The sequence below is a fragment of the Proteus vulgaris genome (genome assembly GCF_011045815.1).
In the GTDB taxonomy this organism is placed as follows: Bacteria; Pseudomonadota; Gammaproteobacteria; order Enterobacterales; family Enterobacteriaceae; genus Proteus; species Proteus vulgaris_B.
The window spans coordinates 1973802-1993161 of the sequence record NZ_CP047344.1; the positions used below are offsets into that span (position 1 = coordinate 1973802).

Below are 19360 nucleotides of genomic sequence, written 5' to 3' on the forward strand. Positions count from 1 at the left end.
GCAATGCAAATATAAATAATTATCATTTATATTGACTGACAGTCGGTCGTTGCTGTATGTTACCGACCACGAGTCAATCATGGTTTATTTCATTTTTTGGGATCATTATGTTGCTACTACCTCAAATAATACATTGTCCAAATAAGCAATTAAAAAATCATTGGAAATGTAGTTATTCGTTTGTTTTACCTACATTAATTTCATTAAACGTGGTGTCACCCTCTTTGGCTTCAGAAAATATTGAAAAAATTATTGTCACCTCTGCACCAAGTTCGTTGTCTGATGCACAACCTTACGGATATGTTGCAAAACAACAGGCAACGGCGACGAAAAGTGATGCAACTTTATTAGAAGCACCACAAATGGTTTCTGTTGTTAATCGTAGTCAACTAGATAACTTACCCTCTGAATCTATTAGTCAGGCATTACGTTATAGTTCTGGGATTGTCAGTGAAAAATTCGGCGCTTTTGGTAGCGGTATTGATTACTCGAAAATGCGCGGATTTGATGCAGACTATTATTTAGATGGTTTAAGAATGCTTGGTAATAGCGGTATTTGGGCGCCACAAATTGATAGTTGGAGTTTAGAAAGTATCGAAGCCGTACATGGTCCTGCATCTGCTTTATATGGACAAGGTGGTGCAGGTGGTGTGATTAATATGATATCGCGTCGCCCTTGTGCAGAAACGCAACACCAAGTGCAATTACAAGCGGGCAATAATAAAAATCATGGTATTAAATTTGATACCACATCAGCTCTTAATGAAAATGAAACATGGTTATATCGTGTTTCAGGTTTGATGCTTGAACAAGGATCGCAAATACCCTCTTCTCGTCAAACTCGTTTTCTTATTTCACCTGCTCTCACTTGGAAACCTAATGATGTATTGAGTTGGACAATATTGGGACAATATCAAAAAGAGCCTCGTCTGGGTTACTACAATACGCTACCTGCTCAAGCATTAGGTTTATTACCTAATCCTAATGGTAAAGTTGATCCTAATCGAAATTATAATAATCAAAGCCATGATAATTCACATCGTAAACAACAATCGTTAACTTCATTGTTTGAATATGAACTGACCCCACAGTGGCAATTTAAGCAAAATACTCGTTTTATGAAGGTTGAAACAGAAATAAGCCGTGACTATACCCGTGGTTTTCTGCCTGGTGATCGCTTGTTAACTGCGGTTTATCAGGAGGCACCAAGTACATCAGAAACATGGCTAACTGATTCACAATTGATTGGTAAATTAGCAACATGGGATATCAATCATACTGTGATAGCTGGTTTTGATTATCAACATGGCTATATGACCAAAGATTGGTGGGGTTCACAAACAGTTAGTTTTGATCCTTGGGCATCACATCACAAGCCTGATTTTGAGCCTTACCCTATTTCGCGTACTTCCACAAAACAACAATTTGATCGCTATGGATACTATTTACAAGATCACCTTCGTTGGCAGCGATGGAATTTATTACTCAGTGGCCGTTATGACAGCGCGGATTTAGAGACACATAATCAAATTTCAGGTATGACACAGCAAAGCCATAACACGGCATGGAGTCATCGTGTTGGTTTAAGTTATCAATTTAATAATGGGTTCTCACCTTGGATAAGTACATCAGATAGTTTTGATCCTGTATTAGGTACAAATGCAGATGGAAAAGCTTTTATTCCAATGAAATCAAAACAATATGAAGCAGGTGTTAAATATCAAAATTCTGAGTTAACACAACTGGTTAGTATTTCTGTATATCAATTAACCCAAGAGAATGTCACAACACATAACCCTAGAAATCCTGATTATTATCAGCAATCGGGTAAAATTCGTTCTCGTGGCGTTGAGCTTGAAAGTAAATTAGCGCTAACGCCACAAGTTAATATGATGCTCAATTATGCTTATCTTCATAATATTGTGACATCGACTAGCGATCTAACCACCTTAAATAAACACCCTGTCCAAGTACCTACTCATACGGGATCTGCATGGATAGATTATCGTTTTCATCAGCCTTATTTAAACGGTGCATTCTTAGGTGCAGGTGTACGTTATTTAGGTTCAACTTACGGCGATAATACGAATACATTTAAGGTACCAGCAGTATGGTTAGGGGATGTGAGTTTCCGCTATCAATTATCGGCAATTAATCGTGAATTACAGGGTTTAGAATTAGGATTAACTGTCAGCAATATCACGAATAAATCCTATGTTTCTAGTTGTACTAGTTCGACTTATTGCAGTGTGGGAAGCGATCGTGTTGTGCTTGGTGTCCTCAATTACTATTTTTAGGAAATGAACATGGATAACTATCGACGTTCATTACTAAAAGGTGCCAGTGCATTCTCGTTATTATTAGCAAGCCCTTTTCCTGTTTATGCAAAACCTGTTTATGTAAAACCAATACAGAGAGAAATTGTTGATATTCTGGGAAGAGAAATTGTATTAGCACAAGAATTAACACGTATTTATGTGGCAGATAGTGGGTTATTTTTACTTTATGCTTCATTAAATGGAGGTGCTTTTTATGAGCGTCTTATCGGGATACCTTCAGCCTTCCGTACTGCCGATTTAAGTTTATATCATCAATATACGCGAGCATTTCCTCAATTATTGGCATTACCTGAGTTTACGGCTATGTCGAGTGGACATTTTAATAGTGAAAAAATTATCGCGCTAAAACCCGATGTCATTATTGTGGCGGTTGGAACTTATCATGCAATTAGTGTTAATGGTGTGCTGGATTTATTAACGAAAGCGAATATTCCCGTTGTCGTGTTTGATTTGAGTATCGACCCACTTAATAACACGCCAATTAGCACATCTATAATGGGAAATTTACTGGGTAATATTTCACAAAGCCAAGCCATGAATCAATTTCGTGAAAAACAACTCAATTATATTTCTCAGCAATTAAGAAAAAAGCCATTTAAACGCCCTAATGTGTTATTTGAACGAGCCGCTGGTTTTACACCTGAATGTTGTCTTTCTTATGGCAATGGCAGTATGGGACAAATGCTACAAAATGCAGGTGGTCAAAACTTAGGTTCAGAATATATAAAAGGCACTTATGGGGTTTTGAACCAAGAAACGGTGATTTATGCCAAACCGGATAAAATTTTTTTAACAGGGGCTGATTGGAGTGGCTATAACCCTTCTGGTGATTGGATTAATTTAGGGCCAGGTGCAAATTTAGATTTAGCAAAACAGCAACTTGAAATTTTAATGCAACGACTGGCTTACAAAACACTCGATGCGGTTAAAAATAAACAAGTATATGCTCTTTGGCACTCATTTTATGACAGCCCTTTTGGTTTTATTGCAATATTAAAAATGGCTAAATGGTTACATCCTGATCGTTTTTCTCACCTCGATGTAGACACTATTTTTTATGATTACCATACCCAATTTTTACCAGTGAAATGGGAAACGGGCTATTGGGTCACTTTGTTTGATCAAGATAAGGAATAATCATGTTTGATATCTATTCACCCGATCCTTTACGGGCAAAAATTGAGTCACAATCAGCAGGAAAAAGAACAATTTTATACTCAGAAAAAGGCCAGCCTAACTATATGTATGTTGTTCCTTATTTTCGATTAAATGAGGTATCAGATAATCTTGATGATACAACTCACTCTGCATTTATTGTAAATGGAAAAGTTAAGAATGAGTTTTTCTATGCGTGTTATCCCGCTTCATTACATCAAGGTGAGTTGTTAAGTTTACCTAACCAAAAACCGGCGACATTATTAGATTTATTGAGCTTCCAGCAATATGCACAACATACAGGACTGGGATTTCACTTAAGTACACATGTAGAATGGGCTGCTTTAATGCTGTGGTGTCGCCACCACAATATGATTGAAGATGGTAATACGGATTATGGACGGAGTTTTCTTCACCCAGAGCAATCTGTTACTCGTGTTGATGGTAAAGAAGCTGGTGATATGGACTTTACCACAGGTGATCCCACGACAATAACGGGGCCACAATGGTTGAATTGGTATCATGATAATAGTGAGTTTGGTATTAGTGATTTATGTGGCAACCTTTGGGAATGGCAAAGTGGTATGCAATTAAATGCCGGAGAAATACAGATAATTAAAGATAATGATTCTGTATTTTGTGGTGATCCCTCAGTAATAGAGCAATGGCACTCAATAGCATTATCAACGGGGCAATTATTGCCAATCAATCATCCCAATAGCGCAAAATACGATGCCCCTTCAGATTATTGTGATGGAAATGCCGGTACTCCTATTTTATCAACTTCAATAAAACACTATAACGGAACACCAACAGATAATGGTTATCCTGCGGGATTAATGGATGGCGATTTTAATGCAATAACAGCAGAAGATAGTATTAAAATACCTACATTATTTAAAGAATTAGGATTATATCCAGCAATAAACCAACAGGATAATGATCAGGTTTATTTACGAAATTATGGTCAACGTTCTTTAATGCGCGGAGGCGCTTGGTATTCACAGCAAGCTGCAGGAATGCGAACATTATGCTTAAGTCATAATCAGCGTCATTCCAGCACTTCTGTCGGCGGTCGCCTTGCTTGGATTGATACAACCAGTTAATTAACCTAAAAAATTATTATTTATAGACATTTTTGCATAAATTAATTTACCTTAGTATCGATTATATGAATAATAGTGCTAATAGTAATTATTATTATTCGGTGACTTATTGTGATTAATTTTCATGCGTTTAAATTAAAACCGGTGGCATTGCTCTGTTCTGCTTCCCTTCCTTTTGTTTTGGCTACACAGGCTTTTGCGGAAGATACAGCAAAAACAGAACAAGTAGAGAAGCTTGTTGTTAGTGCTCAAGCATTAAAAGTAAATACTAGTTTGCAAGAAACGCCTAAATCGGTTTCTGTGATTTCTCAGCAAGATATAGAAACTCATGCCCCACAAAAATTAGACGAAGCATTGCGTTATACATCAGGTGTTGTCTCTCAACCTTTTGGTGCTGATAACGATACTGATTGGCTTCGTATTCGTGGCTTTGAGGCGGCAACTTATCTCGATGGCAGCCGCCTCTTTCGTGATGGTTATTATACATGGCTACTTGAGCCTTATGGTTTTGAACAAATTGAAGTGGTAAAAGGTTCTTCAGCTGTATTGTTTGGTGAATCGACACCCGGTGGTGCCGTTAACGTAGTACAAAAGAAACCCAGTTTTACTCCTCGTAATGAAGTTTTTCTTGAGGCCGGAAATAATGATCAACGAGGCTTAGGCTTTGATGTTTCAAGTGCCACGGATGATAAACGTGTGCGCTATCGCCTTGTTGGGTTAATGAAAAAATCAGACGGAGAATTATCGGGTACTGATAATGAGCGTATTTATCTAGCGCCAAGTGTTGCGATTAACCTGACTGACGATACATCACTCACTTTTATGGCAACCTATCTTCATGATGATGGTACGCCAACCAATCCTTTCTTCCCTGCAGCAGGCACATTAATTTCATCCCCTTTTGGTAAAATTAAGCCTTCTACCAACTTAGGTGAACCTGGGTATGATAAATATAAACGTACCCAAATTTCAGCAGGTTATTTACTTGACCATAATATCAATGATGTTTGGCGTTTTTCACAACGTTTAAACTATGGCTATAACGATCTGTTATTACGCAGTGTCTATGCTTTTCCTAATTCAGATATCACTGCAACAGAGTTGAGTCGAGGTGTTGTCTTTCGTGATGGTAAAAGCCAAAGTATCACTTTTGATAACAATATAGTCGGTGAATGGGATACAGATAATTTTGAGCACACATTATTAGCTGGTGCTGAATTGCAATATCACCAAACCAAAGGTGATGAACAAGATAATTATAGTTTTGATAAAATTAATCCGTGGAACCCAATTTACGGTAAATATACCCCACTTAACCCTGCTGATAATATCAATCGTACTATCGATAAAACACAATATAGTCTTTATTCACAATATCAAACCAAATTTGATAGTCGCTGGATTGCCGTTGCCGGTGTTCGTCAAGATTGGGTAAAAACAGAAAATAAAGCGCAAACAAAAAATGAGGACAAATCACGTACTGATAGTGAATTTAGCCTCAATGCAGGATTAATGTATTTAGCGGATAATGGCGTATCGCCTTATATCAGTTATTCTGAATCATTCGAGGTGATGAGCACCATTGATCCGGCAACTAAAGAGCTTTATAAACCACTCAAAGGTGACCAAATCGAAGCAGGTATAAAATATACGCCTGATTTTATGGATGGTTATTTTAATATTGCTTGGTTTGATATCACACAGAAAAATGCACTTGTTGCAAACCCGACAACCTTTGTTTCAACACAAACGGGTAAAGTCACCTCAAAAGGTGTCGAAGTTTCCAGTGAAGTGCAGTTGACTGAACGTTTAGCATTAAAAGCCAATTACACCTATACCGATATGCAAACGGACGACACTGGTAATAAAGGTAAACAGCAAGCGGGGTTAATTCCTAAACACACCGCTTCAGCTTGGGGAAGTTACACTATTCCAATTACAGGGACGCAAGATCTAACATTAGGTACTGGGGTACGCTATTTAGGAGAATCTAAAGATAACCCTAAAAGCAGTAATTTAACTGTTCCTAGTGCAACATTATGGGATATGGCAGCAACTTATAACCTCGATAAACAGTGGCAATTACAGTTAAATATCAACAACATACTCGATAAAGAGTATATCTCTGGTTGTGATTACTACTGTTATTATGGGCAATCGCGCTCTGTTTTATTGAACGCAAAATATCGCTGGTAATTTTCTTTTTTATTCCGCCTTTTATTGTTAAATATGTAATCAAAAGGCGGAATAGTATTTTATAAATGAGTGACCATGTTCGAACTCTCAAATATTCAAATGGATCGCGGTGGACGTACTATTTTATCAATCCCCTCACTGCGTATTTCAGACTCTGGATTAACTATTGTGCTCGGCCATAATGGTTCAGGTAAATCGACCTTAGTCAGTTTATTATCTGGTCAGCAAGCCCCTGATAGTGGAAATATCACACTGAATAATTGCAATATCTCACACTATAAACCACGTGATCTAGCTAAACAGATAGCCTTTCTTCCTCAAAAATTGCCTGCTTCTGCAGGATTAACAGTAAGAGAATTAGTGCGTTTAGGCCGTTTCCCTTGGCGTGGAACATTAGGCCGTTGGAATAAAAAAGATGATGAAATAATCACAACGGCAATGGAAAAAGCGGGAGTTTTACCCTTTGCAGACACACTCGCTGATGATTTATCTGGTGGTGAACGTCAACGTGCTTGGGTTGCAATGTTACTGGCTCAACAATCACCCATTTTAATTTTAGATGAGCCAACTTCTGCTTTAGATATACATCATCAATATCAACTAATGGAACTCTTAAGTGAGCTAAATCAAACTCAACATGTTGGTATTATCGTTATTTTGCATGATCTCAACCTTGCCTTGCGTTATGCCACTCATATTATCGCGCTTAAAAAAGGGAAAATTGCATTTGAAGGAGAAGCCTCACTACTTTTTGATGATGAGCGACTTTCTGCACTTTATGAAACACCCATTAAGCTGATTGAACACCCTGATAATAAAGGCTCACAACAATATAAGGTGGCAGTGGTATGTGTGTAATATTACAAAAAATAGTTAGGCTTCTGTCTTTTTGTCTGGCTATTTTATTTATCACTCCCATTGTTAATGCTGCGCAAAATAATCATGAAGCAAACGCGAATACACCACAACGCATTATTGTTTTGGATTGGGATTTACTGGAACAAATATTAACACTTGATGTTATTCCTGTGGGCGCTACTGAAATTGCTGGGTATAACCAATGGGTAGCTTACCCTGTTGCTCCAAATACTATTGAAGAAGTGGGCATGCGTGCAGAGCCTAATTTAGAAAAAATGGCTTCGTTAAAGCCAGATCTTATTTTGGCATCAAGTTCACAGCAAGATTTATTGCCTGTATTAAAAACCATAGCCCCTGTTGTATATTTGCCTAATTTCTCTCGCCAAGATAATGCCGCAGAAGTTGCTTTGGCGCATTTTAATACCCTAGCCTCTATTTTAGGAAAAACAGCGCTTGCACAGCAAAAGTTAGCGGAGATGGATAGCACTTTTGCACAATTAAAGAGCAAATTACAGCAAGCATTTATTACGTTACCTGAAGTGGAAGTGATCCGTTTTTCTACATTAACGTCTGTTTTTCTGTACACCGAAAACTCAACAACTGAATATGTAGTCAATAAGTTAGGTCTAAAATCCGCCATATCATTACCTCCTCAACCTTGGGGAATTGATCAGCGAAGAATGAATATATTGCAGCATATTAAACAAGGCTACGTTCTTTATATGTTGCCATTCCCTGATGAACGCAAACTGCAAAAATCTGCATTATGGCAAGCCATGCCATTTGTACAGAATAGGCATTTTCATTCAGTGAAACCAGTATGGAATTATGGCGGAGTAGCATCATTAACGTTAATGGCAGAAGCTATTACAGAAAGTTTATTAGATATGGCACCGAATAATGAATATTAAGCAATTTACTTTCTATTTTTTGGCGATCATTTTATTAAGCATTACTAGCTTACAAATTGATAATTCTCTTTCATTATCTCGCCAATGGTATTTGTTGGGAAATTTAGACACAAACGCCCTATTTGCCGATGTTTTTTTTATTCATGCACAATTACCTCGTTTAGCTATGACACTACTGATTGGAGGAATTTTCGGTGTTGTCGGCAGCTTAATGCAACAATTAACACAAAATAACCTGACATCACCGTTAACATTAGGAACTTCTTCAGGAGCTTGGTTAGCTTTAGTTATTGTTAATATCTGGTTTACAGATTGGGTTGCTGACTATAGTGCATTAGCTGCAACGATGGGTGCTTTATTTGCATTTGGTCTTGTCATTATTATTGCGGGTATTCGCAATATGACCGGTTTACCCCTCGTTGTTTCTGGTATGGTCGTAAATATCTTATTAGGCGCAATTGCAACCGCGCTGGTGACATTAAATTCACAGTTTGCTCAAAATATATTTATGTGGGGTGCAGGTGATTTAGCGCAAGACGGTTGGGATAAATTCCTTTGGCTATTACCTCGAATTACACCTGTTTTACTTATTTTTATGTTTGCACCTCGTATTCTCACTTTATTGCGATTAGGGCATGAAGGTGCAACGGCTCGAGGGTTATCTGTTTTACCTACATTTGCATTTTTTATTATATTAAGTACTTGGCTAGTTTCCGTATCAATTACTGTTGTTGGCGTCATTAGTTTTATCGGATTACTTGCACCTAATATTGTAAGAACATTAGGTGCAAGAACTGCTCGTCAAGAGCTTATTGCCAGTGGTTTAATGGGAATATGCTTATTACTTATTACAGATAGTTTGGCAATATGGGTTGGTCAGTGGCTCAATACGGTTATACCCAGTGGAGTGACAGCAGCTGCTATTGGAGCACCCGCATTAATTTGGTTTAGTCGAAAGAAAATGAGAGCTCAAGATCAGCTTTCTATTTCTATTCATTCTCAGACCAAAACAGTATCAATGTATACTGTGATAGGAATATTTGTATTATTAATACTTGGATTAGTCCTTACAATTTTCATTCATATTAATGAGCATCAATGGTTTTGGGAAATACCCTCTGTTTACCAATGGGCATTACGCTCTCCTCGTTTATTAGCTGCTTTATTTGCAGGTATTGCACTGGCTATTGCTGGCGTTATTTTACAACGTTTAATATACAATCCATTAGCTAGCCCAGATATTTTAGGGGTTTCATCTGGTGCTACTTTTGCATTAGTTTTTTCGAGCCTAATTTTAGGGAGTACCTTACAAACATCACAGTGGGGAATTGCATTATTAGGTAGCGGTGTTGTGATGATTACTCTATTAATCTTAGGCAAAAAACACCAATATGCGCCAGCCAGCTTAATATTAACAGGTATTGCATTAACTGCGAGTTTAGAAGCCTTTATTCAATTTTTCTTAGCGAAAGGCTCATTAAGCAGCTATAAAATATTACTGTGGTTATCAGGTTCAACTTATCGTGTTAATAGTGAACAGGCTCTCTATTTTGCATTTGCAATTACATTGATTGTGGGAAGTGTCTTTTTATTAACGCGCTGGCTTGCACTAATATCAATTGGTCGAAGTTTTGCTTCAGCTCGAGGATTGCATACTGAGCGTGCCAGTATTATTTTATTAATCATCGTTTCGTTATTATGTGCTTTAGTAACTTCAACAGTAGGCCCTATTGCCTTTATTGGCTTAGTTGCTCCTCATATGGCCGTATTACTTGGTGCTCAAAAAATAAAATCACAATTAATGGTTTCAGGATTAATTGGTGGCACCTTAATGGTTTGGGCTGATTGGCTTGGACAAATATTTATTTATCCCGCACAAATTGCGGCAGGAACTTTAGTGGCTATTTTAGGTGGTAGCTATTTCCTTTGCTTAATGCTGTTAAATCGTAGCCGTTGATTTGAAAAGCCTAAGATATTGGTGTTATTTTTACTAGTATTCTTAGGCTTTGAATATAATTAGTTACAAAGATATTTTTCAGTGGTGATTATTTATACGTTTGAAACCAAAAATATTTAATTAGTCATCTCAATAATACCTATTAATAGCTAAGTATTATTGATTAATTTTTATTTATTGTGATCAGGGCACCTTTATAAATAAAAACATTACGCTATGTTTAAAATTCACTTTTTATATAAGGGATTTTTATATGGCAAAGTATTATTATGAATCTAACTTAAAGAAATCGCTATATTCAACAGATTTCAATACTGAATTTAAAACATCACAATATGTAGAATATTCAGGAATTTACAGATGTAAAACATGTGGTTATGAAATTGCGCTAAATGCACATGAAGGAAAGGTCCCACCTCATCAAAATAATTCAAGTTGTTCAAATAATGTTTTTAAGCTATTAGTTAAAACAGATAATTAAAAATAAAAACCACCTGTATTGTGGGTGGTTTTATTTTGATATACGAGCATTATGACTAATCCAATAATTTTAAATAACGTTTTTTAACATCCCTATTTTCTCTAAATAATTATTTTAGCAACTGCGTAAATTGCTGGTAAAGCATTGGGCCTAAAGTATTTGCAGTATATTCTTCACTATGACCTAAATTATCAACCGCCGCATGCATACCATGATAAATCAACGTACTGGTTAATTCAGGCTGTGTGACGTGCCACGTTTTATTTTCAGTTCCTACAATTAACAATGTTTGTATTTGCTGCAATGCCCTATTTTCATGAATATTACTGCTTTGATGAAAAACTTGATGAAAAAGCATATCGTGTAATTGCTGTTTCTCAACATAAGCAATCACACTAATTTCACACCACTGTTTTAATTTTTCACGGTGATCTTGCTGTGAGCAGGCATTCATCGCACTGTCTATTTTATCCAAGTACCAATCCATATAACGCGTTCTTAATGCGTTAAGAACATCTGTTTTGGCAGAAAAATAGTGATAATAGGTTCCTTTAGCTACCCCTGCCTTTTTTACGATATCGCTCACAGTTGTTGCATCAAAGCCTTTATCTAAAAATAATGCTTCTGCTGCATTCATTAACTCTTCTAAACGAACCTCTGCGGGTTTTGTTCTTGGTTTATCTGTGGTTTGTTCTGCTAATGACATTGCTTATCTCCCTCAAAGTCGCTTGTAAAGAGTACTCTATATTAAAGCTAGCCACAACGATGATAAATAAAACTCATTATCAATAACAATTGACCGACGGTCGGTCGAGTATTATTATGCCATTATTATTCATCATTAAGGCAATAAAGCTTATGACTTATTTGAAACGATTGTCACTTATCTGTGCCATTTGTTTAGGCACTTTTATGGCAACACTTGATATTAGTATCGTGAATGTAGCATTACCCACTATTCAAAATGATATCCATGCTGATATGGCAGCTTTACAATGGATTGTTGATGCTTATGCGCTTTGTTTATCTGCCTGTATTTTGTCATCAGGCCCTTTAAGTGACCGCTTTGGGCGAAAAAAAGTATGGTTATGGGGTGTGATTATTTTTACAGTGGGATCTGTGATTTGTGCTATTGCACAGCAACATGAAGTGCTTATTTTAGGTCGTATTATTCAAGGTATTGCTGCCGCTGCACTAATTCCTGGCGCATTGTCTCTAATTACACATGCTTTTCCAATTGATATTGAGCGTGTCCGTATTATAGGTATTTGGTCTTCTGTCAGTGCTTTATCACTGATTATTGGCCCTATTTTAGGTGGAATATTAGTTCATACCAGCGGTTGGGCAAGTATATTCCTTATTAATATTCCTATAGGCATAATTACTGTATTACTGGGTTGGTATGGATTAAGTGAAAGCGCTGATCCTGAAAATGTGGCACTAGATCCCTTTGGTCAATTAACCAGTATGTTAGGACTAGGCTTACTGACTTATGGTTTAATTGAAGCCGGATCGGTAGGTTGGTCGCATTATCGAACTTTATCGACATTGATGGTAGGCGTTATATTTCTCGTTCTCTTTTTAATGATAGAAAAACGTGTTAAGCGACCTTTATTACCACTTACTTTATTTAAAGATCGCGCATTTTTTCAATATAACCTTTCTTCTTTCACTTTGGGCTTTGCCACTTATAGCAATGTCTTTTTTATTGCTTTTTTTCTGCAAAAAGCACAAGGCTGGAGTGCATTAGAAACAGGTTGGAGAATGGCACCTGAATTTATTGCAATGGCCCTATTTTCAATGTCTTTTGGTCGTTTATCTGCATATTTTTCAGTCAGAAAATTAATGATCTGTGGTTTCTTGTTTATCGCTATTTCTTCTTGCTTATTAGCGACATTGGCAACAAATAGCCACTATGGAATAACTGGAAGTTATTTATTTGTATTAGGTGCTGGAATGGGCTTGTCAACGCCTGCAATTGGTGCGTTAGTGATGAAAAGTGTTTCACCATCTCGCTCTGGTATGGCGTCTGCAACCATGAATGCATTAAGACAAACAGGAATGACGATGGGGATTGCTTTACTAGGTACATTAATGGTGCAACAAGCAATCCATTATATGGTTATGCAAAGTCAGGCATTAGGAATATCTGTAAACTATATCGATATTGTCAGTCTAGTAACTGAAAATACTACCAGCAATTTAGATAAAGAATTCATTACTCTGCTACCAGAGGCATTTAATTCCGGATTTGCTTATGCAATTGCAATGGCTGGGATCTCATGTTTTATCACTTTATTTATCGTGTTATTACCTTTAAAAACAAAACATAGCGCACTTTCCCAGCAAATAATGGATTGATAGTGATAAACGTTGAGATAGTTATAAGCATTGAGATAGTTATAAGCGTTGAGTGAGAAACTCAAGGAAAGATTCAATATTACGAGAAAGCGTACTACGACTTGCATATATTGCGATTAAATTAATACTGGCGGGCTGTTGAGGAAATTCAATAGCTCGCAAATCCCCAGCTTTAATTGCATCAATACAACAATGTTCAGCTAAAATAGCAACCCCTAATCCTTTTAATACCGCAGCTCTTGCTAATATGGCGCTATTTACTCGGTAATGGCTATTAATAGTAACTTTTATTGATTTTTTATGTTCATCAATAAATATCCAAGGTTGCCCTTCTAATGCGCTTAAACTAGAAATACAAGGCATTTGACTTAATTGTTCGATATGAGTTGGAACACCTGTTTTTTCTAATAACTCATTAGAGGCAACAACAATACTGCGCCACGATTTAATTAACCGTGAATGATAACTGCTATCTGCTAGATTTCCGCGATGAAAAGTTAATAATAAATCAATATCATCATCAATGATATTTCTTGGCATTAATTGAGTGTCACATTGAATAAGTAAATTAGGATGAAGGACTGCAAAATCGGCTAAAATATCAGCCAGTAGTTCGCTACCATATTCACTAGGAATGGTTAAACGGAACGTTCCTGTTAATGGGCCATCACTAGTGATATTGCTTATAACATTGTCTAACTCAGTTAACGTTTTCTTTCCTTGCTGATAGAGTAATTTACCTTGCTCTGTAAGACGCATCTTTCGCGTTGTTCTATCAATAAGTTTACAAGTGAGTTGCTGTTCAAGCTGTTTAATAGCACGACTGATATTCGAGGTAGGCATAGATAATAGCCGAGCTGCTGCGGCAAATTGTCCTTGCTCGGCTACGGCAGAAAAAATACGTAATAAATTAAGATCAATTTGCATAAATAATTCACTGCCTACTGTATTTTTATTGCTTAATATAGGCAGTGTATCATTCATTTTCTTTTCTCTCGTTAATAATTAACAGTAACCATGAGACATGAGTTTTTGATAACGTTTATCTAAAAGCTCCTCGGTTGAATAGCTTTTTAATAAGGCTAAGTCAGTCAATAATTGTTGTTTAAGAAATTCGGCTGCTTGTTGATGATCACGATGAGCTCCACCTAATGGCTCTGGAATAATAGCGTCGATAATGCCTAATGATTGTAATTTAGGTGCTGTCATTCCCATGGTTTCTGCCGCTATTGGCGCTTTTTCAGAACTTTTCCATAAAATAGAAGCACAGCCTTCTGGTGAAATTGCCGCATAAGTGCTGTATTGCAGCATATTAACTTTATCACCAACACCAATTGCTAGCGCACCTCCAGAAAATCCTTCACCAGTAATAGTGCAAATAATCGGTGTTTTTAATCGTGACATTTCAAGAATATTACGAGCAATAGCTTCTGCTTGTCCACGTTCTTCAGCACCAACACCAGGGTAAGCTCCCGCAGAATCAATAAAAATAATAACGGGTAGATGAAAACGTTCAGCCATTTTCATTAAACGTAATGCTTTTCTATAACCTTCAGGTGATGGCATACCAAAATTACGAAGAATTTTCTCTTTTGTATCACGCCCTTTTTGTTGCCCAATCACCATGACTGGCATTTTGTCTAAACGCGCTAAACCCGCAACAATCGCTTTATCATCAGCATAAGCTCTATCACCCGCTAACTCCTGAAAATCAGTAAAAACCGCTTTAATATAGTCAAGGGTATATGGACGCATTGGGTGACGAGCGAGTTGCACAATTTCCCAAGCACCTAAATCAGTAAAAATAGATTTTGTCAGCGAAAGGCTTTTTTGCCTTAAACGAGCGATTTCTTCATCTAAATTAATACCTATTGGTTCATCTTGAGATTGCTTAAAGGTAAGCAATGCATCTATTTTCTCGTCTAATTCAACAATAGGTTTTTCAAATTCTAGATGAATAAAAGACATAACGACCTCAGATTTAATGCAGTAAATAAAACAGTAATTGGGTCAGTTTAGAAAAAATAACAATGTGTTGATAGAGAGGAATTTGATAAACACTATTATCAAAAATGGGATAATTAAACATTACAACAAGATCAGCAAGAAAAAAAACAAGATCAAAAAGAGCTTTTTTTCTGACTTTAAGCTATACAGTAATTACTAAGTTATGTATTAATATACAGTGCGAATTTGTTCTTTTTACACCCGTGAAAAATCGCGAAAATTATAAAACACTCCATAAAATACAAATAATTAGAATAAAGATAATATGTTCTCAAAAAAAACACGCTCAACAACTGCACTGCTATTTTCATCGCTTCTTCTTACAATAGGAAGAGGTGCAACATTACCATTTATGGCTATCTATTTGTCGCGGGAGTATCAATTACCCGTCGATGATATTGGTATTGCCATGTCTATTGCATTAACAACGGGAATTTTTTTCAGCCTTGGTTTTGGCATGCTTGCTGATAAGTTTGAGAAAAAACGTTATATGATCCTTGCAATTCTAACGTTTATTTTTGGATTTACCGCAATCCCTCTTGTCCATAGCACTATTTTAGTTGTTATCTTTTTCTCTGTGATTAACTGCTCTTATTTAGTGTTTTCAACTGTGTTAAAAGCGTATTTTTCTGAAACCTTATCGGTTTCAGCAAAGCCTAAAATATTTTCTCTAAACTATACCTTTATCAATATGGGATGGACGGTAGGCCCTCCTATCGGCACCTTATTATTAATGTATGGAACGCAATTACCTTTCTGGCTTGCCGCTATTTCGGCAACATTTCCACTATTCATGATCCAAGTTTTTGTTCAACGCTCAAAAGCGGTGAATAAAGATGAAGAAAATAGAGTGAAATGGGATCCGAAAATAATGCTAAAAGATAGAGCATTAAGTTGGTTTGTACTCTCTACTTTTTTCGGCACATTAACATTTGGCTCTTTTGCCTCATGTATTTCTCAATATATCTTAGTAGTGTACGATGCTAAATTAGCAGAGTCCGTTATTGCGGTTGTACTGCCTGTAAACGCCGCTATTGTCGTTTCTTTGCAATATATTGTGGGTAAGCATGTTACAGCCGACAGATTGCGTAAATTAATGACCTTAGGCACATTATTTTTTATGTTTGGCTTACTTGGTTTTATGTTTGCTGGCGACAACTTGATATTTTGGGCATTAGCCATTGCCGTCTTTACTTTTGGTGAGTTAATTTATGCGCCTGGTGAGTATATGATGATTGATAACATTGCGCCGTTAGGAATGAAAGCAAGTTATTTCTCTGCTCAGTCGTTAGGTTGGTTAGGCGCAGCATTAAATCCATTAGCCAGTGGTTTTATTTTAACGTCATTCCCTCCTATTTCTTTATTCGCTATTTTAATGGCCGTTTCTGCATTGGCTTGGTTTTGTATGATCCAAGGAATGAATGCCAGTAAAAAAATAGCTATTGCACTTTAAATTTATGAAAACGTCACAAACTAAAAAGACACCTTAAGGTGCTTTTTAGTTTGTAGACGACTTATTCTGTCTCTATTCTTTTCTGCAATGAATTAAGTAAGACAGATTTCTTCCTAATCTTGAGTTATATGGCTAGTTATCGCCATTAATTTATCGAATTTTAAATAAAAAATATTGCCGAATAAAATTATTTTGATGTTCTTTTGAGTATTGTTTCAATGCTAATAGGGAAGAAATCGTTGACATCGACACCAACATTAATTGCATTTTTTCCTAAAACATCTAAACGCTTACGTTGAGTTGGATCTTTTTGTGAATTGTGTACATGACCATATAAATGAATAGCGTCGCGGAAAAAACCACCCCATTCTAATATAGGATAATGAAACATCACAATTTTTCGTTTTTTATAATCCAATTCAAAGTAGTCTTTTACCCATTCAAATACTGATGCGTCAAATTCTAGATCATCAAGAAATTTGTCATGATTTCCACGGATAAGGTACTTTTTACCATTTAATCGACGTAAAATTCGGTTGGCATCTTGCCCTGTTCCTCGATAGAGAAAATCACCTAAAATATAGATTTCGTCATGATCAGATACATAAGCGTTCCAATTATGGATTAACGTATCATTCATATGGCTTACGCTATTGAAAGGACGGTCACAAAGATTGAGGATATTTGAATGGCAAAAATGTGTATCAGAAGTAAAATAAATCATAGTAATTTCTTAATAAGTAATAAAAATCTTAACCTTAAGAAAGTATTTTCCCTCGGTCTATATAGTGATATTTTTTCAACATAATTACCTCCTTTAGCTAAAAAATAGAACAATAAATACAATATCATCTGTTTTATTGTCGTTGATGTTGTTTACGGTAACCAGATAAAGAATGCCCCGTTTCTCTTTTGAAATATCGGCATAAATAAGATGGCTCATCAAAATGAAGCTTTATTGATATCTCATTTACTGAGAGCGAAGTGTGCATTAATAATGCTTTTATTTCAAGAATAACTTGACGATTAATCAACGTCTTAGGCGAATCATTAAAAAATTGTTTTGTTATTTGTGATAAATAAAACGGTGTAATATTAAGACAATTCGCATAAAAAGCAACTTCTCTATGCTTTAAAGAATGTTTTCCAATTAACTCCCAAAATTGCCAACAGAGTTTTTCTTTACGACTAAATTCTTTTTTAGCGATAGAGAAATGCGTTGGTATTGATTCTGTGATAGCAAAGAAGAGATTTTGCAGGTGGTTTTTTAACATCAATTTTCGATGTTCAGAATAGTGATTATCTATATATTTTAGTTGTTCTACCCATCTATTTAAGGCTTCTTTTTGTTCTTTTTTGGGAGAGCAAATGGGATTTTCATGGAGAAATGCAAATAAAGTATTAGATAGAGAATAAGCAATTTCTGAAGCAAAAGATTTATCGAGAAAGCAATAAAATAAGCGAAAATTTGCTGATTTTTGACTTAAAACGGCCATCATATCATCGCCCAAAATAAGAATATCATTCGCTTTAATTATCTGCTTCTGAAAACCAATATTAATGACAGCCCTTCCTTCTAGGCACACCATGACCACAATGTAAGATAAGGGTAATGGATAATTAATTTCATTTGCCATACTGCTTTCACCCATAATGGCATGTTGCGATGAGGTATTCAGTTGTGACAATACTTGGCTTAACATAAATCTATCGATCTCTTTTTATTCTAATTTAATTAGTTTTTATATTTGATGATATTTAACTTAATAACAAGTATTTTCTTTTATTTTGTTTTCAAAAGTATCGATTTTACCTCTTTTATGCCATTCGGATTTTTATTTCTTTTCTTTAGAATACACATGTCTTAAAAATACAAGATAAATTGCAACATATTAATAAAAAGAAAATTAATTAAAATGAAAACATTAAAAACAGAAAGACTCATACTGCGGCCATGGAAACTTGCTGATGCACCAAGCCTGTATGAATACGCAAAAGATGAACGAGTTGGCCCTATTGCTGGTTGGCCTATTCATAAAAGTGTTGAAGAAAGTACTGAAATAATTCGTACTATATTTATGCGAGATGAAGTTTATGCTGTCACATTAATTGATGATGATCGCGCTATCGGCTTAGTGGGTTTATCTTTTGCTAAAGAGAGTAATTTTTCGATAGGCGATAATGATGCTGAAGTCTCTTATTGGATTGGAGTTCCATTCTGGGGTAAAGGTTTAATTCCTGAAGCAGTGAGAGAAATTAGCCGCCATAGCTTTGAAACTTTGGAATTAGATAATTTATGGTGTGGGTACTTCGCTGATAATAAGAAGTCACAAAAAGCACAAGAAAAATGTGGGTTTAAATTTCATCACATTATTGAAGAACAATACGTAGAATTTTTAGATGAAGTGAAAGTTGAAAATATTTGTCGCTTAACTAAAGATGCATGGGTTGAAATCCAAAAACAGTTGTAATGAAAATAAAAAACACCAGGTAACCGATAGTTATCCGGTGTTTTTCTAAAATAGGTAAGCTAATC

15 protein-coding genes are annotated in these 19360 nt (G+C 36.0%); 10 read left to right on the forward strand and 5 right to left on the reverse strand.

The features are described 5' to 3' along the window. The first annotated feature begins 56 nt into the window (after positions 1-56). The 7 genes from GTH24_RS09420 (at position 57) to fhuB (ending at position 10522) form a co-directional block, all read left to right on the forward strand. Positions 57-2297: a TonB-dependent siderophore receptor gene (locus GTH24_RS09420; protein WP_164526317.1), complete on the forward strand. Its 2241-nt coding sequence runs from the start codon at positions 57-59 to the stop codon at positions 2295-2297. A gap of 9 nt (positions 2298-2306) precedes the next feature. Next, positions 2307-3476 carry an ABC transporter substrate-binding protein gene (locus tag GTH24_RS09425; protein WP_072068080.1) on the forward strand — a complete coding sequence of 390 codons (1170 nt, stop codon included), beginning with the start codon at positions 2307-2309 and terminating at the stop codon, positions 3474-3476. 2 nt (positions 3477-3478) lie between these two features. Further along, entirely contained in the window at positions 3479-4600 is a 1122-nt protein-coding gene (locus tag GTH24_RS09430; protein ID WP_164526318.1) for a hypothetical protein, read from the forward strand. A gap of 111 nt (positions 4601-4711) precedes the next feature. Beyond that, positions 4712-6796: a TonB-dependent siderophore receptor gene (locus GTH24_RS09435; RefSeq protein ID WP_164526319.1), complete on the forward strand. Its 2085-nt coding sequence runs from the start codon at positions 4712-4714 to the stop codon at positions 6794-6796. A 75-nt stretch (positions 6797-6871) separates the two neighbouring features. Continuing rightward, positions 6872-7654, forward strand: coding sequence for an ABC transporter ATP-binding protein (locus GTH24_RS09440; protein ID WP_072068082.1), 783 nt, complete (start codon positions 6872-6874; stop codon positions 7652-7654). Then, positions 7645-8565 carry an iron-siderophore ABC transporter substrate-binding protein gene (locus GTH24_RS09445; protein ID WP_072068083.1) on the forward strand — a complete coding sequence of 307 codons (921 nt, stop codon included), beginning with the start codon at positions 7645-7647 and terminating at the stop codon, positions 8563-8565. The genes GTH24_RS09440 and GTH24_RS09445 overlap by 10 nt, the downstream gene beginning before the upstream one ends. Further along, the gene (gene fhuB, locus GTH24_RS09450) at positions 8555-10522 is read left to right on the forward strand and encodes a Fe(3+)-hydroxamate ABC transporter permease FhuB (RefSeq protein ID WP_072068084.1); all 1968 of its coding nucleotides are present in this window, start codon (positions 8555-8557) and stop codon (positions 10520-10522) included. Before GTH24_RS09445 ends, fhuB begins: the two co-directional genes overlap by 11 nt. A gap of 590 nt (positions 10523-11112) precedes the next feature. Here fhuB and GTH24_RS09455 read toward each other — a convergent pair. After that, positions 11113-11709, reverse strand: a complete 597-nt coding sequence (locus GTH24_RS09455; protein WP_072068086.1) for a TetR/AcrR family transcriptional regulator — start codon at positions 11707-11709, stop codon at positions 11113-11115. A gap of 152 nt (positions 11710-11861) precedes the next feature. On the opposite strand from GTH24_RS09455, the gene GTH24_RS09460 reads away from it, so the two are divergent. Further along, complete coding sequence (locus GTH24_RS09460) at positions 11862-13364, forward strand: MFS transporter (RefSeq protein WP_164526320.1); 1503 nt, start codon at positions 11862-11864, stop codon at positions 13362-13364. A 39-nt stretch (positions 13365-13403) separates the two neighbouring features. Here the strand turns inward: GTH24_RS09460 and GTH24_RS09465 are convergent, their stop codons facing one another. Together GTH24_RS09465 and accA are read right to left on the reverse strand one after the other, a co-directional pair. Continuing rightward, positions 13404-14291, reverse strand: a complete 888-nt coding sequence (locus tag GTH24_RS09465) for a LysR family transcriptional regulator (protein ID WP_072068459.1) — start codon at positions 14289-14291, stop codon at positions 13404-13406. A 78-nt stretch (positions 14292-14369) separates the two neighbouring features. Continuing rightward, positions 14370-15332, reverse strand: coding sequence for an acetyl-CoA carboxylase carboxyl transferase subunit alpha (gene accA, locus GTH24_RS09470; protein WP_072068088.1), 963 nt, complete (start codon positions 15330-15332; stop codon positions 14370-14372). Between the two features lie 304 nt (positions 15333-15636). Between accA and ydeE the strand changes: the two genes are divergently transcribed. Beyond that, positions 15637-16824, forward strand: coding sequence for an efflux MFS transporter YdeE (ydeE, locus tag GTH24_RS09475; RefSeq protein WP_072068089.1), 1188 nt, complete (start codon positions 15637-15639; stop codon positions 16822-16824). Between the two features lie 187 nt (positions 16825-17011). Here ydeE and GTH24_RS09480 read toward each other — a convergent pair whose 3' ends face one another. Together GTH24_RS09480 and GTH24_RS09485 are read right to left on the reverse strand one after the other, a co-directional pair. After that, positions 17012-17548, reverse strand: a complete 537-nt coding sequence (locus tag GTH24_RS09480; protein ID WP_164526321.1) for a metallophosphoesterase — start codon at positions 17546-17548, stop codon at positions 17012-17014. A gap of 133 nt (positions 17549-17681) precedes the next feature. Then, positions 17682-18461 (reverse strand): helix-turn-helix domain-containing protein, encoded by a 780-nt coding sequence (locus GTH24_RS09485; protein ID WP_241254069.1) that lies wholly within the window; start codon positions 18459-18461, stop codon positions 17682-17684. A gap of 279 nt (positions 18462-18740) precedes the next feature. Here GTH24_RS09485 and GTH24_RS09490 point away from each other — a divergent pair, with 279 nt between their 5' ends. Continuing rightward, positions 18741-19295 carry a GNAT family N-acetyltransferase gene (locus GTH24_RS09490; protein ID WP_072068092.1) on the forward strand — a complete coding sequence of 185 codons (555 nt, stop codon included), beginning with the start codon at positions 18741-18743 and terminating at the stop codon, positions 19293-19295. Positions 19296-19360 lie beyond the last annotated feature (65 nt).

What these genes read in the sequence shown, in the direction of transcription:
- GTH24_RS09420 (WP_164526317.1), top strand. Translation starts at nt 57, where the DNA reads ATGTTACCGACCACGAGTCAATCATGGTTTATTTCATTTTTTGGGATC.
- GTH24_RS09425 (WP_072068080.1), top strand. Translation starts at nt 2,307, where the DNA reads ATGGATAACTATCGACGTTCATTACTAAAAGGTGCCAGTGCATTCTCG.
- GTH24_RS09430 (WP_164526318.1), top strand. Translation starts at nt 3,479, where the DNA reads ATGTTTGATATCTATTCACCCGATCCTTTACGGGCAAAAATTGAGTCA.
- GTH24_RS09440 (WP_072068082.1), top strand. Translation starts at nt 6,872, where the DNA reads ATGTTCGAACTCTCAAATATTCAAATGGATCGCGGTGGACGTACTATT.
- GTH24_RS09445 (WP_072068083.1), top strand. Translation starts at nt 7,645, where the DNA reads ATGTGTGTAATATTACAAAAAATAGTTAGGCTTCTGTCTTTTTGTCTG.
- fhuB (WP_072068084.1), top strand. Translation starts at nt 8,555, where the DNA reads ATGAATATTAAGCAATTTACTTTCTATTTTTTGGCGATCATTTTATTA.
- GTH24_RS09455 (WP_072068086.1), bottom strand. Translation starts at nt 11,709, where the DNA reads ATGTCATTAGCAGAACAAACCACAGATAAACCAAGAACAAAACCCGCA.
- GTH24_RS09460 (WP_164526320.1), top strand. Translation starts at nt 11,862, where the DNA reads ATGACTTATTTGAAACGATTGTCACTTATCTGTGCCATTTGTTTAGGC.
- GTH24_RS09465 (WP_072068459.1), bottom strand. Translation starts at nt 14,291, where the DNA reads ATGCAAATTGATCTTAATTTATTACGTATTTTTTCTGCCGTAGCCGAG.
- accA (WP_072068088.1), bottom strand. Translation starts at nt 15,332, where the DNA reads ATGTCTTTTATTCATCTAGAATTTGAAAAACCTATTGTTGAATTAGAC.
- ydeE (WP_072068089.1), top strand. Translation starts at nt 15,637, where the DNA reads ATGTTCTCAAAAAAAACACGCTCAACAACTGCACTGCTATTTTCATCG.
- GTH24_RS09480 (WP_164526321.1), bottom strand. Translation starts at nt 17,548, where the DNA reads ATGATTTATTTTACTTCTGATACACATTTTTGCCATTCAAATATCCTC.
- GTH24_RS09485 (WP_241254069.1), bottom strand. Translation starts at nt 18,461, where the DNA reads ATGGCAAATGAAATTAATTATCCATTACCCTTATCTTACATTGTGGTC.
- GTH24_RS09490 (WP_072068092.1), top strand. Translation starts at nt 18,741, where the DNA reads ATGAAAACATTAAAAACAGAAAGACTCATACTGCGGCCATGGAAACTT.